The organism is Psychrilyobacter sp. (assembly GCF_037132775.1).
Taxonomy (GTDB): domain Bacteria; phylum Fusobacteriota; class Fusobacteriia; order Fusobacteriales; family Fusobacteriaceae; genus Psychrilyobacter.
Genome location: NZ_JBAHZY010000137.1, coordinates 1 through 15,846 on the forward strand (window position 1 = coordinate 1; position 15,846 = coordinate 15,846).

The window sequence follows — 15,846 nt, forward strand, 5'->3', positions numbered from 1 at the left end:
TAAAAAGGTATATTAATTTTTATAATAACGATAGAGGACATAGTTCTTTAGATTATGAAACACCTGCTAAGGTATATTTTGGTACTCAAAAAATTGCTTAAGTTTTTTCATAAACTGTTTGACAAACACGACCACCATAAATTATGGATGCCTTAAAAAGATCGGAAACGGAAAAAATATCAAAAAAATCAAAGGAAGGAAAGCTATGGTAACTTGTTAAGTTTGTTCTTTCTACATCAACATTGTCTATTCTAAGATAATATACTAACTTATAGAAAATGATCAAAAATCAAATAAAACAAAACTTACTTTATCATCACTTATTAAATATAAGATTAGAAAACCGTTAGAATTGATACAAGGGGCTATGAACTATCATTTTGGAACTTTTGGGGTAAACTTTATAGCCTTGATCTTATTTTTGTTTTCATTCAGTACAATTTTAGGAATAGGATATTATGCCCAAATAAATTTAAGTTATATCAGTGATAAAAATCATCTGAAGACAGGATATAACGTCTTAGTTTTAATCATGATATTATTTGGAGGAGTAAGCCAAAGTGCCGTAGTCTGGTCTTTAGCTGATCTGGGACTAGGGTTTATGGGAATTATTAATTTAACTGCTTTATTTATTTTGAGAAGAGAATGTTTGGATTCATTGGATGATTATGAATTAAATGTATTATCCAAGAAAAAATGGATAATGAGTTAAAAAGATCGCGATGACACTTTTTAAGGCAGAGAAAATTTCTCTGCCTTATTTTATTTATCTAGGAAATTATAAAAATAAATTTTGAAATCAAAAGGCGAAGTTTAAATTATAAATCGAAAAAATTGTATAAAAAAAAGATTTAAAGGAATTTAAATTTATCTTTTAGACTAATTTAAATATTAATATTACGTACATAAATCCATATCTTCCTTATTGCTTAAAATCCTTTAGGATTAATAAGAGTAATAAATCTTCCAATAAATTTCTATATTTTTAAGAATAAGAGAAAGAAGAAAGAATTAATTCAAACATAGAGATAGTACTAGAGTGGCTTAGGGAGGTAATTTTGCACTCGATATGAATATACCCTATTCTAAGTAGTTAAGAGATGTAATTTGCAATGAGAGACATCTTACATCTCTATGGTAACTTATAGTTATTTCTTTATATAGAGTATTCTCTCAGCAAATAAATTCCTATATCAATCAAATAGTTTATTATTTTGATAAGGAGATTATGTCCAGGAAGTTTTTAAAAATAATTTCAATAACAAACAAAACTATCCTTTAAGATTTATAGTTGTTTTATGTATTATTGTTTTATGTATTATGTAGAGCTTTTTATAAAAAAAGATAAATTGTCTCTAGATCAATAAATATGGGTGATAAAAAGAAAAATATTATTTATATTTATAATAAATAAAGGATTGTATAACTAACCCTAAATATTAAAGACTATATTTTTATGTGTAATAAAGGATTATAAAGAAAGCTATATTTTATTGGGCTAAAAAAAAGTTAAAATAATAAGAAATTATAATAAGTAAAGGATTATATATCTAAGCTATATTTTATTGACTTTAAATATTTAAAGTCAATTCTAAGCCTTTAAAAATAAAGGATAGTTGAAAAATACAATTATAATAAATAAAGGATGTTAAAATAATTACTAAATATATTTTATTAGTGATTATAAACTAAGTCAATAAAATAATGGGAAAAAGAAAATTTTACACATTAAAAGGAAAAATCAATAAAATATAATAAACAAAGGATTATAAATATAGGTCTAATTTTATTAGAGAGAATAACAAAATAAAATATAATAAATAAGGGATTATATTATTAACCTTTTATTTATTAGGTTTAAATGAAGTTAATAATACAGTGATGATAAAGAAGTCTAGTATTTATTGAGGGATAGAGGAAGACAAGTTAAAAGATAAATTATAAATAATAAGGGATGAATAGTAAATGCCTATATTTACTGACGGTGATAAATTATAGTAAATAAAGGATTATAATAAAGCCTAATAAAACATTGGTTAAGTATATTTTATAGAAAATATGGAATTATAAATAGTAAGTGATGATAAAAATAAAACTTGAAAAAACAATGAAAAAATGTTATAACCTGTAAAGGATGATAAAATTATAAATTGAAAATGATGATAAGGTGGGGTGGAAATGTCTGATAAGAAACAAGAGTCTCTATTAGAAATATTAGAGATAGGGAACAAAGATGATCTTAGTATAGATATTAAAAGTTATAAACCTAAAACAATCCCGACTAAAACAGTATCTTTATATTTGGAAGATATGGATATAAGAGATACGATTAATCACCCTTTTTTATTCATAATTTTACCATTTTTTACATCGAAAAGGCAAAGAAATGTAAATTTGGTGTATGAAATAGCTAATGCAGGAATTAAATTTGGTTCCTCTTTGAGTACGGACAATTTTGAAGGAATAAGAAATCAACAGCCTTCAGATTTTGAAAAAAATGTATTTTATTTTATTTTATATAAGTTTCAAGAAATTTTACCTGATGATCCTACAAAGGAGTATATCACCTTTAATATCGAGGAAGTTATAGGTTATTTAGGATTAAAGTTTTCTATGAAATATTATAGAAAGATGGAAGAAACTCTATATAATTTACAGGCAACGACATATAAAATAATGATCAGAAATAAAAAAGCTGCAGGGAATATAATCAGAGAGGTTTATAAAGAACCCCTTAATTTGGTGAAGTATGAAAAATTTAAGGAAAAAAATATAAAAACAAATAAGATGAAAGTTTACTATAAGGTGAGATTAGACTATAGAATAATAGAGGAATTGAGGATAAAACATTACTCTATTTTTGATAGACACCAACTGAATATTTTGAGAAAATCGGATAGAGCTGCAGAAAAAATATATCTGTTTTTAAGTATGAAAAGATTTGCGAATACTGAAGGTGAATTTAGGATAGAAACTTTAGCAACTATAATTCCATTAACCCTAAAGAGTACGATAAGAAAGGTGTTAAAAACTGGAGAAGTCAAGGAATATGAAGTGAGTAAGATGAAACAAGTGATGAAAAGAATAAATAAATCTTTTGATACTTTAGTGGAAAAAGGTTATCTTCTAACCTATGAAGTACATCCTCTGAAAGAAAAAAAAAGTTATTCCTATAGATTTAAGTACAATGTGGATAAAGATGGAGAATGTCATATTTCCGATTATATTTTAAAGGGAAAAAAGAAAAAAGTCCTGAAAAATTCAGTACAAAAACAAATTAAATTAGAGATGCCCAATGAGGTTCAGAGAATAATTATTAAAGATATAAATGAAGTTTCTGAAGCTACTAAAAAAGCTATATCCAAGGCAAAAAGAAATATATTTGTTTCTAAAAATTGGAATAAAAGAGCAGAGAATAAAATTATAAAATTGTATAATGAAGAGAGTGAAAAGGTAACAATACATATTTTAGATATCTTATATTCAAATTTAAAAATTGATATATCCAAAACTTTAGTGGCTTATATCAATGGGATCTTAAAAAATGTAAAAGGTGATAAAGATCTTTTGGAAGATATAAAAACATCTAAAATGAAAGGAAAACTCAAAATATCTAAGGTAACCAAGGATAAACAATCCCATCTAGAGATAATAGATGCTGAGATAGTAGAACCTCCTAAATCAAAGGTGGATGAAGAGGTTGATTTGAACAATCCAATCTATAAAGTTTTGTCAGAACTATATGAAAAGATGGAAAAAAAGGAAAAAGAAGAATTATTAATAAAAGCAAAAAAAATGTTTGAATTAGATTCAAATATAGAAAAATTTATGCCAATTCACCAGCAAATATTTAAATCAATAGAAAAAATTTATATATTGAAAATATTAAAGAAAGAAAAAGGATTATAATTTATAAGTGATTAAAAGAATCATCATTGATATTTTATAAGAGATAGGGTATAATTATCAAAGTTATATTTAAAGGAGGCTACCGTGAATAACTGTATTTTTGTAGGAGTAGCAGGGGGAAGTGGATCTGGAAAAACGACAGTTGCTCATAACCTGATAAAGGCATTTAAGTCAGAAGATGCAGTATTGGTTGAACAAGATGCATATTATAAAGAATTAAAGGAATTATCTATAGAGGAGAGGGCAAAAGTCAATTTTGATCATCCTGAGTCTATAGAATTTGACCTTATGAGAAAACATTTGATGGATTTAAAAGATGGAAAGGCTATAGACAGACCTATATACGACTTTAAAACTCATTCAAGAAAAGAAAAGATGGTAAAAATAAACCCATCTAAGATAGTTGTAATAGAGGGGATTTTGATCCTGTCTATCCCAGAGATAAGAGATATGTTGGATGTAAAAATATTTGTTGATACTGATACAGATGAGATGCTTTTAAGGAGAATTGAAAGAGATATTCACGAAAGAGGTAGAACCTTTGATTCAGTAAAAAAACAATATTTAGAGACTGTAAAACCAATGTATTTAGAATTTTGTGAACCTTCTAAGAGATATGCTGATGTGATAATACCTAGGGGTGGAGAGAATAAGATAGCTATAAACATGATTATAGCTAAACTAAAGAGGTATCTTGAAAAAGGAAGCTTGAGTTAATGAATATCTATTCTTGGAATGTCAACGGGATAAGAGCAATTCAAAAAAAAGGTTTTGTGGAGTGGGTATTAAAAGAAAGTCCTGATATTTTATGTATTCAAGAAACAAAGGCACAAATAGAGCAATTAGAGGCAAGACTAACCCAGATAGATGGATATAAAACTTATTTTTTTTCAGCTGAAAAAAAAGGATATTCAGGAGTTGCGGTATATACAAAAGTAGAACCTTTGAATATTAGAAATATGGATATTCAAGAATTTGATTTTGAAGGTAGATATATAGAATTAGAATATAAAGATTTTAATTTAATTAACTGTTATTTTCCCAATAGTCAGAGTGAGGGAAGAAGGTTAGATTACAAATTAAGATTTAATATTGCAATAATGGAAAGGTGCAACAAACTGGTTGATTTAGGGAAAAATATAATTTTATGTGGCGATTTAAATGTAGCACACAGGGAAATTGACCTGACTAATCCTAAAAAAAATGAAAAAAATCCAGGATACCTGCCTGAAGAAAGAGATTGGATGACTAAATTTTTAGACTGTGGTTATATAGATACTTTTCGGTATATTAAGCCTGAAGAAACTAAATATTCGTGGTGGTCTTATAGATCTAAAGGTCGGGAAAAAAATATTGGCTGGAGAATAGATTATCATATTGTTAATGAGTCATTTGTAAATAATATAGAGGATGCTGTCATATTAAATGATGTAATGGGATCTGATCATTGCCCTGTTGTATTAAGGGTATCAATAGAATAGGAGTGATGTGAAATGGTAATAGTTGTTAAAAATTTTATAGACCAAGATGCAGAGGTACTTTATTTAAATATTATGAACAACTTAAAAAGAGATGTGAAAATAACATTAGACTTTAAAGCAATCGAAAAAACTACCTATGATTTTTTAGAAAATACAGTGGGAAAAATAGTTGAAGAAAAAGGATTTGAATCTATCCAAAATAACATTAGATTTAGAAATGTAGATACAGGAATAAAAGAGATGTTATCTAAATTAATTAAAGATATGAATAAAAAATAAAGTCTAGGATCTCCTAGACTTTATTTTTTGTAAAGTAAATTATAATAAATAGGTGATGATAAAAGATGACAAAACAAGATGATAAAAAAAATAAAAAAATAAGTAAAAATCATGAGAATGAAGTTATTATAGACTTCTTAAAATATAGTGATATGAAAATAATACAAAGGAATGATTATTTTAATTTTTCTATTGACTCAGTATTGATATCTAACTTTTTGACTATAAACAAAGGAAGGAAAAATATAATGGATTTAGGGACAGGAAATGGTGTAATTCCAATGCTCCTGTCAAAGAGGACTAATGCTAAGATAGTAGGGATAGAAATCCAAGATATCTCTGTAGATTTGGCATGCAGGAATATCATCCTTAATAAATTAGAATATCAGGTAGAGGTAGTGAAAGGTGATATAAAGAACATACAATCACAATTTACAGATCAGAGTTTTGATGCAGTGATAACTAATCCACCATTTTTTAGATTTACTGGAGATAAAAATCAGCTGAATGACTTAGATCAGTTGACCTATGCAAGACATGAAATTTTAATTAATTTAGAAGATATAATAAAAGCTGGGAGTTATTTGTTAAAATTTAGAGGAAATTTTACCATGGTGCATAGAGCAGATAGATTGATAGAAATTTTAGAACTTATGAAGAAATATAAGATAGAGCCTAAAAGAATAAGGTTTTGTCATACAACAAGGAATAAGGCTGCTAAAATCATATTAGTTGAAGGGTTAAAGGGTGCTGAAGCAGGTTTAGTAATCCAGTCGCCACTTTATATTAATAATAAGGATGGATCTTATACAGAAGAAATATTGAAGATGTTTGGGAAAATATAATAAATAAGGGATGATAAAAAAACTTATCATCCCTTATTTATTATATTTTTTTTAAAAAATAAAATAATTTTGAATTTTATATTTTTACAGAGTATACTTAAAAAAAGGAGGGGATACTCATGATTGAATTTGATAAATTAGATGAATTTTTTAAAAGAAAAATTATAATGGAGGGACAGTACAACGGAACCTACTATGACCTTCATTTACATACGAAAGCTTCAGATGGTTTTATAGATATAAAATTTTTAAAAAGCTTTTTAAAAGAAAAAAATCATTTGATATCTATAACGGATCATAATGAGATTAGAAAGAGTGTTAAATACTTTGAAGAGGAAAGTATAAATTCTATCCCTGCAATAGAGATAGGCTGTGAAGATGGGATGGAGATATTAGCTTATTTTGAAAACCCCAAGGAATTGGAGGAATTTTATAAAATTTATTTGGAACCTTATAAAAATAAGTATAGGATGGCAAAATCCTATAAATCTTGGGAATATTATATAGAAGTCTTGAGAAAGTTTAAAACTCACACTTCTCTCCCCCATCTAAATGGATATGCACAAAAAAACTATATAAAAAATAAAAAATATTTAGAAGAAATAATAAAAGTTGTGGACTCTATAGAGACATATAATCATGCTTTGGATAAAGTTAGAAATTTAAGAGCCAGAGATCTAAGGGAAAAATACGATTTAAAAGCTACCTTTGGAAGTGATGCACATACTAGATTTGATATGAAATCCTATGCAAAACTTGAAAATAATGAAATTTTTGAAGAGTTAAAGATTTTAGAGAGAGCAAAGAAACTCTCTTCAATTATTGGAATAGGAGGGAAACACCTTAAATATACATTTAAGAAATAAATTAATAGCAGACCAAGGTAATGTCTAAATTAAAAAACTCCTCAAAATTCTGAGGAGTTTTTTCTATGTTCAATTCAATTTAATAATTCAGGAAATAAAAATAAATAGAGATTATAGATTTATTTCAAAAAATAAAGAAAAGATACTATAACACTATAAAGTAAAAAAAATATTTTTAATATCGTTGATTTACTTCTTCTTAATTTATTTATATGTTTAGATAGAAAAAGGAGAAATTTAATTTTTTTCATCTCAAATGGAACTTTGTTCAGTGATTTGATAATCTGTTCTTCGTATTGTTCTTTAGTTTTCATATATAACACCTGCTTTTATTTTAAATTTAAAATACAATAAAGGTAAAAAATCTTAAAAGTATTAATAATAACATATTAACATATTAAATAGAAAGTTAGGAAGAAAATTCATGAAAAAAATAATTTTTTTTGAGATTAAGAGTTTTATAGATGTAATCTGAAGAATAATAAAAATGTAGTTATTTAAAAAACAATGAAAATAGAGGAAGAAAATCATTAAAATGTAGAAAAAAAGAACTTTTTTAGAAAAAAATGTTTGGTTTTAACAGGGAATTGTGCTATTATCAAAATGTAAAATATTTTTTATAATAATGATTGTGATCGTATATAATCGCGATTGTGTAGTATGTGAAAATATTAGAGAGGCCAGTAAAAACAAGCTTAAGATAGCTTAATATTAATTAAGCAATAAATAAATAAAGGTATTTTTAATAATTAATTTGGAGGTAAATCATGTTTGAAATAATGAAAAAAGAATATTTGTCAGAGAATATTGTACTTATGGATATTAAAGCTCCTAAATTAGCTAAAAAGGCTATGCCAGGAGAATTTTTAATAGTAAAGGTGGATGAATTTGGTGAAAGAATTCCTTTAACTGTATGTGATTACGATAGAAAATATAAAACTATAACTATAATCTATCAAATTGTTGGAAAGAGTACTGAAGATATGGCGGCTCTTGAAGTAGGAGATCATTTTCAAGATGTAGTTGGACCACTGGGACAGATGAGTGAATTTATCCATGAAGATATAGAAACATTAAAAAAGCAAAAAATTGTTTTTATAGCTGGAGGAGTAGGTACCGCACCAGTATTCCCACAGGTTAAATGGTTTTCAGAGCATGGTATAGAAGTAGACGTTATAATTGGAGCTAGAAATAAAGACTATGTTATCTTAGAAGATGAATTTAGAGCTTTAACACCAAATGTATATATATGTACAGATGATGGTTCTCAAGGGCTTCATGGTAGAGTAACGGATATGCTTTCTAAATTAATAGCTGAAAATAAAAAATATGATCATGTAGTAGCAATCGGACCTATGATCATGATGAAGTTTGTAGCTTTATTAACTAAAGAATTAAATATACCAACTACAGTAAGTTTAAACCCATTGATGGTAGATGGAACAGGAATGTGTGGAGCTTGTAGAGTTGTTATCGATGGAGAAGTAAAATTTGCTTGTGTAGACGGTCCTGAATTTGATGGTCATAAGGTAGACTTCGACGAAGCACAGAATAGACTTAGAATGAAAAAAGAAAATAAATTAGAGCATGGTGAAAATAAAAATTGTCCTATTGAACATGAAGAAGTAACAGATCCAAAGAAAAGAGCTCATCCAAGGATGTTAGAGGCAACATCTAGAAGTAAGTGTTTTGACGAAGTTAACTTAGGACTTACTTTAGATGAAGCAGTGAGGGAATCTAAAAGATGTTTAGAGTGTAAAAATCCTAGATGTGTACCAGCCTGTCCTGTAAACATTGATATTCCAGGATTTATTGGGGAATTAAAAAATGTAGAAGTTGGGAAATCAGCAGAAATTTTAGCTAAATATACAAAGTTAGCATCTGTATGTGGAAGAGTTTGTCCACAGGAAAAACAATGTGAAGGTGCTTGTATAGTTGGTATAAAGAGTGAACCAGTAGCAATTGGACTTTTAGAAAGATTTGTTGGAGACTGGAGTTTAAAGCATTTAGAAGTAAGTTCTACTCCTAAAAATGGAAAAAAAGTAGGAGTAATCGGAAGTGGACCAGCAGGATTAGCAGCATCGGCAGAGTTAGCTACTTTAGGGTATGAAGTAGATGTATTGGAATCATTACATAAATTAGGTGGAGTATTGACATACGGTATTCCAGGATTCAGATTACCCAAAGACATCGTAAATGGTGAAATTGGAAGAATCGAAAAATTAGGAGTAAACTTCCATACAAATGTAGTAGTAGGAAAGACAACTACTGTAGATGAATTATTAGAGGAAGGATATGACGCTGTATTTATTGGAAGTGGAGCTGGTCTACCTAGATTCATGGGAATTCCAGGAGAAAATTTAGTAGGAGTTTTATCTGCTAACGAATTTTTAACTAGAGTAAACTTAATGGGTGGAAACAAGGAAGGTTATCATACTCCTACAACTATCGGTAAAAAAGTGGCTGTAGTAGGGGCAGGAAACGTATCTATGGATGCTGCTAGAGTTGCCAAGAGATTAGGGGCAGAATCTCGTATCGTTTATAGAAGAAGTGAAGAAGAGATTCCTGCTAGACAGGAAGAAGTAGAGCATGCAATGGAAGAGGGAATTGAATTCAACTTATTAACTAACCCTGTCGCAGTAATAGCTGATGAAACTGGACAAGTAGCAGGTTTAAAATGTATTAAGATGGAATTAGGAGAAGCTGATGAAAGTGGTAGAAGAAGACCACAAGCAATAGTAGGTTCTGAGTTTATCATCGAGGCAGATACAGTTATCATGTCAATTGGAACTATGCCAAATGATCTAGTAACAGGAACTACTAAAGGTCTTGAGCTAACTAGATGGAACACAATCCAAACGATGGAAAATAAAGAAACAGCAACTTCTAGAGAAGGTGTATTTGCTGGAGGAGATATCGTAACAGGTGCTGCTACAGTAATCTTAGCTATGGGAGCAGGAAAAGATGCTGCCCATGAGATTGATGAATATATTAAAGGAAAAAATTAATTTTTTAGAATAAATTATAGTACAAAAAGAAGTCAGTTTGTATAAACTGGCTTCTTTTATATAGATTATTAAAAAATTAGGAGGAAGGATATGGATCTAAGAAAATTTTTATATAAAGATGATGATCTGGGAGTTACCTTTAAAGAAGATGGAACTATAAAGATAAAAGTTTGGGCTCCTAATATAAAAAAAATTATTTTGAATTTATATTCTAAATATGATTCACAAAGGCTTATTTTTTCTAAAAATATGTCCAAATTAGAGGATAACGTTTGGAGTATTATTCTAAAGGAGAGGGAAACAGGTTATTCAAATCTGGATAGATTTTTTTATGATTTTAAAGTGGAACATTTGGATGGGACTATAAAATATGCTCTAGATCCTTATGCTAAGTCTATGGCAAGCTTTGTACCTGGTCGTGATGCAAATAATATAGGAAGGGGTGCTATAGTATCTATGGATTCAGAAGACGCAGGAATTAAGCCTACGAGTATTGGAGTATCTAATTTAGGGTCTCCTACAGACATGGTAGCCTACGAAATTCATATAAGGGATTTTACCATAGACATAGATATGGGAGATGCAGGGACTTTTAAGGCTTTTTATGAATACGACAAAGGGATAGAGCATTTAAAGGAATTAGGAGTTACCCATGTTCAATTTTTACCTATACAAAATTATTTTACTGTGGATGAAGGGGAAAAAAAATATAATGAGTTGGGATCATCGTATAATTGGGGATACGATCCGCATAATTATTTCACACTTGAGGGATGGCTAGCTGCAGATGCAGAGAATCCATATGGCCGAATCAAAGAACTGCGAAATCTGGTGAATAAACTTCATGAAAATGGAATTGGAGTTATCATGGATGTAGTTTATAATCATACCTATAATTGGGATATATTTGAAAATTTAACGCCAGGATCCTATTATCGTATGTTTGGTGAAAGTATTTCTGGAGGAACAGGGGCAGGAGCTACCTTGGAGAGTCGGAATCCTATGGTAAGAAAACTAATTATTGATTCAATAAATTTTTTTATAGATGAATATGGAATAGATGGATTTAGATTTGATCTTATGGGCTTTATGGATATAGAGACTATGATAGAGATTAGAAAAGCTGTAGGAGATAATATAATACTGCAGGGAGAAGCTTGGAATTTTACAGATCTTCCTTTAAATGAAGCTCCTGTAAAGGGGCATATAGCCAACTATCCCCACGGGATAAATTTAGGGGTTTTTAATGATAGTACAAGAGATTCCTACTTAGGAAAGATTCATGAAAAGGGGTTTATCCAGGGAAACTATGATTTTACAGATGTATGCAGAGCTGGAATTATAGGAAATATAATAGATTATTATAATAAATCAGTGAGTATAAACCTCTATCATAGGTTTGCATATTCTCCCAATGAAACTTTGCAATATCTATCAATCCATGACGGTTTTACCCTTTGGGATAAGATTAATTTATCCTATGATGGAACGATGAAAGAAAGGATACATCTGGCCAAATTCAGTCTAGGAATGCTACTTACCTCCCAGGGGAAGGTGATTATCCAAGGTGGAACAGAGATTGGTCTTACAAAGCCATTGGGAGCCAAACAACAGCCAAAAGATCCAGAATCAGATAGAGCCCATACATCGGAATTTATAAACTTAGATGATGATATTGGAAATATAACTCACTATCATGAAAATAGTTATTCTTCTTCTGATTTTGTGAATAAAATTAGGTGGGATAGGAAGGAGCATATTCTGTTTAAAGGTCTCCATAAGTATTGTGCTGGTCTAATAAAATTAAGAAGGTGTGTCAATGCATTTAGATATTCAACCTCAGAAAATATAAAAAAAGGGTTAAAATTTATTTTAGTAGATGATTTTAATGCCTACAGGGTAATAGCCTATACCTTAGATAATACCATAGAATACAGTTATGGAGTTGGGGTAGAGAGAATTCCATATAGTAATTTTTTAGTTATACACAATGCTTCCTTTGAAACTTTAAAATTAAAAGATGAGGAGTTTACCCACGGGGTAGATATTTTGGTAGATTCAAAACATGCCGGTATTATTCCAATAAAAAGTACAGAGATAGTAGTAGAAGATGGGTTATTAATAATTACAGCAAACACAACGGTAGTTTTAGGAGTCAGAGAATAGAAACAAAAAAAAGAGACTTGACCCTTTTGAGTCAGCCTTTTTGGTTTAAAAATTTACATAAACTTTGTTTTTTTCTGATAATTATTTAAATCTCCATTGATATAAACAATACTTTCGCCTTTGATACTGTTGATTAGATCTTTACTGAGATCTAATCAACAGCCGGGCATCCCCAACTTCTGCCCAATCTACCATATTTATTGATATATGCTTTTGTAGCATATTTTGCCCCGTGAATAACTATATTTCTCCTCATGGCATTGTCATTTATCCATTTTTCCAATCCATCTAATCTCATAGAATACCCATTCTTGCCTGTATAGGTAGTGGAAGTTTTAAAAAATCCAACTGAACTTTGAAGGGAGTCTATACTATTTAAAACTTTTTTATCTAATCTTGGTGAACCTAGTTTTTTATATAGATCATTATTGAGAAAATCACTAAAGCTTAGACTATAAACAAAAAAAATAGATATAAATAATATTAATTTTTTCATCTTACCTCCAAATATTAAATTTAATTATGTAGTTATTAATTCTACCACAAAAATAACATGAATGATATAAGATTATTTTTTGTTAATTTCCTCTTTATTTGAAGGGAATATAAAATCTTTTTTTTCTATTATATACACCAGTAAGATAGTAGAGTAAATCAGTACAACAGGTGGCAGACCTTAAGTAAAAAAATATTGTATAATTAAAGAAAAACTGTGGGGGAGATCTGCTATGGAAAAGAGAAAGAGTTATCCATCAAAATTTAAATTTAAAGTTGTCTTGGAAGCCTTGTCTGAACAAAAGACTCTTCAACAAATAGCTAAGGAATATGAGATTTCTCCATCTCAAATAACTAGATGGAGTGAGGAGATTAGAAGTAAAGGATTTGAAATATTCGACAAAACAGATGATGATACTAAGAAAATAGCGCTTTCAGAAAAAGAGCAAAAAAGATTTTATGAAATTACAGGTGAAAAAACTATGGAGGTGGATTGGTTCAAAAAAAACTAGACAAATTGGGAGAACTTTAATTTTTCCTCTTTTAATCTTTTCTTTTTCTACTCCAACTCCATTGCTATCTCAAGGAGTCCCTTTGGATCTTCTATAAGGTAATCTGGATTATGTTTTTTTAGGTTAACAGACGTATTAAAACCCCATCCCACAGATATGATAGGCACTCCGACTTTTTTACACGCCTCTATATCCCGTGTTTCATCTCCTACATATATGATCCTATCTAATTTTTCTATCTTTATCATTTTATTTATTGCTTTATCTTTTCCAAATATATTTTTTTCAGAATAGATAAATTCAAATAAATTTCTTAGCTCATAGTAGTTTAAAAAATTATCTACATTTTTTTTATTGTTAGATGTCAATACTCCTATCTTATATCCCATTTTATTTAAAGATATTAAAGCTTCTTTTATCCCATCTATAAGAGGTATCTCACCCATTTTTTCAGACATTAATTTTTTTAATCTAAATAGAAGAATTGGAAGTTTAATTAGATTTATATTATGATCTTTCAACAGTTTATAGGTGTTTTTTTCCTTCAAATCCTCTATTTCATTTTTTTCTATCTTTTTACAGTTGAGTTTTTTAGCTATATGATTATTATATAGATCTATTCCCATATGTAAAGAATCGGCTATGGTACCGTCAAAATCGAATATAAACATAGTTTTTTTCATAATCAATCCTCCCTTCTATTTTATAACCTAATTATACCACATAAAAAAAACAGTTTCAAAGGAATTACCCTTTAAAACTGCCATATATTTTATAAATTTATTTAGATAATAATTCTACTAAAGATAAAGCAACAATTACCCACATAGTAGGTTTTACTGTTTTAGTCTTTCCAGAGATAATCTCTATAATTGCATATGAAATAAATCCAAAGGTAATCCCTGTACTGATACTATATGTCAACGGCATCAAGATTATCGTTAAAAATGCTGGGATAGCTATATCTATCTTGTGTAGGTCGATGTCTATAAGATTTTTAAACATGTATATCCCTACAATAATAAGTGCCGGTGCCGTAGCAAATGCCGGTACTACTCCTATCACCGGAGTAAAAAACATCGCTAGGAAAAATAAAATTGCTGTTGTGGCAGAAGTAAGTCCCGTTCTTCCTCCTTCAGCTATTCCTGCAGCTGATTCTACAAAGGTAGTAGTGGTACTCGTCCCCAATAATGATCCTATTACAGTAGCTGCTGCATCGACTTCTAATATCTTACTTACATTCTCTATCTTTCCATTTTCATCTATCATCTCAGCTTCATTTGCACAAGCTACAATAGTTCCCACTGAATCAAATAGGTCTACAAACATAAATGAAAATATCGGTGCTATCATGGATACCTTTAGGGCTCCCAATATATCTAATTTAAAAGCTATAGGTGCTATGCTCGGCGGAGTAGACATTATTCCGTTTGGTAATTCTACATACCCTAAAACCATTCCTAAAACAGTAGTTACCACTATTCCTATTAAAAGTCCACCCTTCACCTGTTTTATTTCCAGTCCTCCCATTATTGTAAGTCCTACCAATCCTAAGATTACAGTAGGAGTTAGAGGTCCTAATCCTACCAAAGTTGCCGGGTTAGCTACAATCAATCCTAAATTTTTCATTCCAATAAATGCAATAAATAAACCTATACCTGCTCCTACTGCAAGTCTAAGTTGAAGAGGAATAGCATCTATTATTTTTTCTCTAAATCCAGTCATTGTAAGTAATAAAAATATGATTCCTGATATAAATACTACTCCTAAGGCTACATTCCAAGTGGTTCCCATTCCTAATACCAAGGTATAAGTAAAGAATGCATTTAATCCCATCCCAGGTGCCATAGCTAATGGTGCATTAACCCAAAGGGCAGTTATCATGGTTCCTATAAAGGCTGCCAAGCAAGTAACAGTAATTAATGCTCCCTTATCCATCCCTGTTTCACTCAATATTCCTGGGTTTACAAATATAATATAAGCCATTGTTAAAAAAGTAGTTGATCCAGCTACTATCTCCTGTTTTATGTTTGTTCCATGTTTTTCTAATTGAAAAAAATCCATCTCTTTCTCCCTTTTTAATAAAATAATTTTTATAAATAAAAAACCCCATGCTATACACAAGAGGTTTTTATTTATAATTCAATGGTGTATAATCATTTCAAGTCGACCACTTGAAATAAAAAAAGACCTTTTTTCATAAAAACCGATATAATGTAGTTACGACAACAAACATTAAAGGAGTTAATTTATGAAAAAAGGATATAAACATTTTAGCATATATG

General features: G+C 29.3%; 13 protein-coding genes. 10 read left to right on the top strand and 3 right to left on the bottom strand.

The features are described 5' to 3' along the window. Positions 1 to 352: 352 nt before the first annotated feature. From V5784_RS09955 to V5784_RS09995, 9 genes are all read left to right on the top strand, one after another. Positions 353 to 712: an alanine:cation symporter family protein gene (locus tag V5784_RS09955; RefSeq protein ID WP_336888862.1), complete on the top strand. Its 360-nt coding sequence runs from the start codon at positions 353 to 355 to the stop codon at positions 710 to 712. 1,466 nt (positions 713 to 2,178) lie between these two features. Beyond that, positions 2,179 to 3,909: a hypothetical protein gene (locus tag V5784_RS09960; RefSeq protein WP_336888863.1), complete on the top strand. Its 1,731-nt coding sequence runs from the start codon at positions 2,179 to 2,181 to the stop codon at positions 3,907 to 3,909. A gap of 84 nt (positions 3,910 to 3,993) precedes the next feature. Continuing rightward, the gene (gene udk, locus V5784_RS09965) at positions 3,994 to 4,626 is read left to right on the top strand and encodes a uridine kinase (RefSeq protein WP_336888864.1); all 633 of its coding nucleotides are present in this window, start codon (positions 3,994 to 3,996) and stop codon (positions 4,624 to 4,626) included. Beyond that, a complete protein-coding gene (locus V5784_RS09970; RefSeq protein ID WP_336888865.1) occupies positions 4,626 to 5,390 on the top strand; it encodes an exodeoxyribonuclease III in 765 nt (254 codons plus the stop codon). The genes udk and V5784_RS09970 overlap by 1 nt, the downstream gene beginning before the upstream one ends. Positions 5,391 to 5,402: 12 nt before the next feature. Continuing rightward, entirely contained in the window at positions 5,403 to 5,669 is a 267-nt protein-coding gene (locus V5784_RS09975) for an STAS-like domain-containing protein (protein WP_336888866.1), read from the top strand. A 152-nt stretch (positions 5,670 to 5,821) separates the two neighbouring features. After that, positions 5,822 to 6,514 (top strand): tRNA1(Val) (adenine(37)-N6)-methyltransferase, encoded by a 693-nt coding sequence (locus V5784_RS09980; RefSeq protein WP_336888874.1) that lies wholly within the window; start codon positions 5,822 to 5,824, stop codon positions 6,512 to 6,514. A 119-nt stretch (positions 6,515 to 6,633) separates the two neighbouring features. Continuing rightward, positions 6,634 to 7,380: a PHP domain-containing protein gene (locus V5784_RS09985; RefSeq protein ID WP_336888867.1), complete on the top strand. Its 747-nt coding sequence runs from the start codon at positions 6,634 to 6,636 to the stop codon at positions 7,378 to 7,380. A gap of 767 nt (positions 7,381 to 8,147) precedes the next feature. Further along, positions 8,148 to 10,388 (top strand): NADPH-dependent glutamate synthase, encoded by a 2,241-nt coding sequence (gene gltA, locus V5784_RS09990; RefSeq protein ID WP_336888868.1) that lies wholly within the window; start codon positions 8,148 to 8,150, stop codon positions 10,386 to 10,388. A gap of 90 nt (positions 10,389 to 10,478) precedes the next feature. After that, positions 10,479 to 12,554, top strand: coding sequence for an alpha-amylase family glycosyl hydrolase (locus V5784_RS09995; RefSeq protein ID WP_336888869.1), 2,076 nt, complete (start codon positions 10,479 to 10,481; stop codon positions 12,552 to 12,554). Between the two features lie 151 nt (positions 12,555 to 12,705). Here the strand turns inward: V5784_RS09995 and V5784_RS10000 are convergent, their stop codons facing one another. Next, a complete protein-coding gene (locus V5784_RS10000) occupies positions 12,706 to 13,050 on the bottom strand; it encodes a murein L,D-transpeptidase catalytic domain-containing protein (protein ID WP_336888870.1) in 345 nt (114 codons plus the stop codon). 232 nt (positions 13,051 to 13,282) lie between these two features. On the opposite strand from V5784_RS10000, the gene V5784_RS10005 reads away from it, so the two are divergent. After that, the gene (locus tag V5784_RS10005; RefSeq protein WP_336888871.1) at positions 13,283 to 13,561 is read left to right on the top strand and encodes a helix-turn-helix domain-containing protein; all 279 of its coding nucleotides are present in this window, start codon (positions 13,283 to 13,285) and stop codon (positions 13,559 to 13,561) included. Positions 13,562 to 13,608: 47 nt separating this feature from the next. Here V5784_RS10005 and V5784_RS10010 read toward each other — a convergent pair whose 3' ends face one another. Further along, complete coding sequence (locus tag V5784_RS10010) at positions 13,609 to 14,244, bottom strand: HAD-IA family hydrolase (RefSeq protein ID WP_336888872.1); 636 nt, start codon at positions 14,242 to 14,244, stop codon at positions 13,609 to 13,611. Positions 14,245 to 14,341: 97 nt separating this feature from the next. Further along, positions 14,342 to 15,625 (bottom strand): NCS2 family permease, encoded by a 1,284-nt coding sequence (locus V5784_RS10015; RefSeq protein ID WP_336888873.1) that lies wholly within the window; start codon positions 15,623 to 15,625, stop codon positions 14,342 to 14,344. Positions 15,626 to 15,846: the final 221 nt, after the last annotated feature.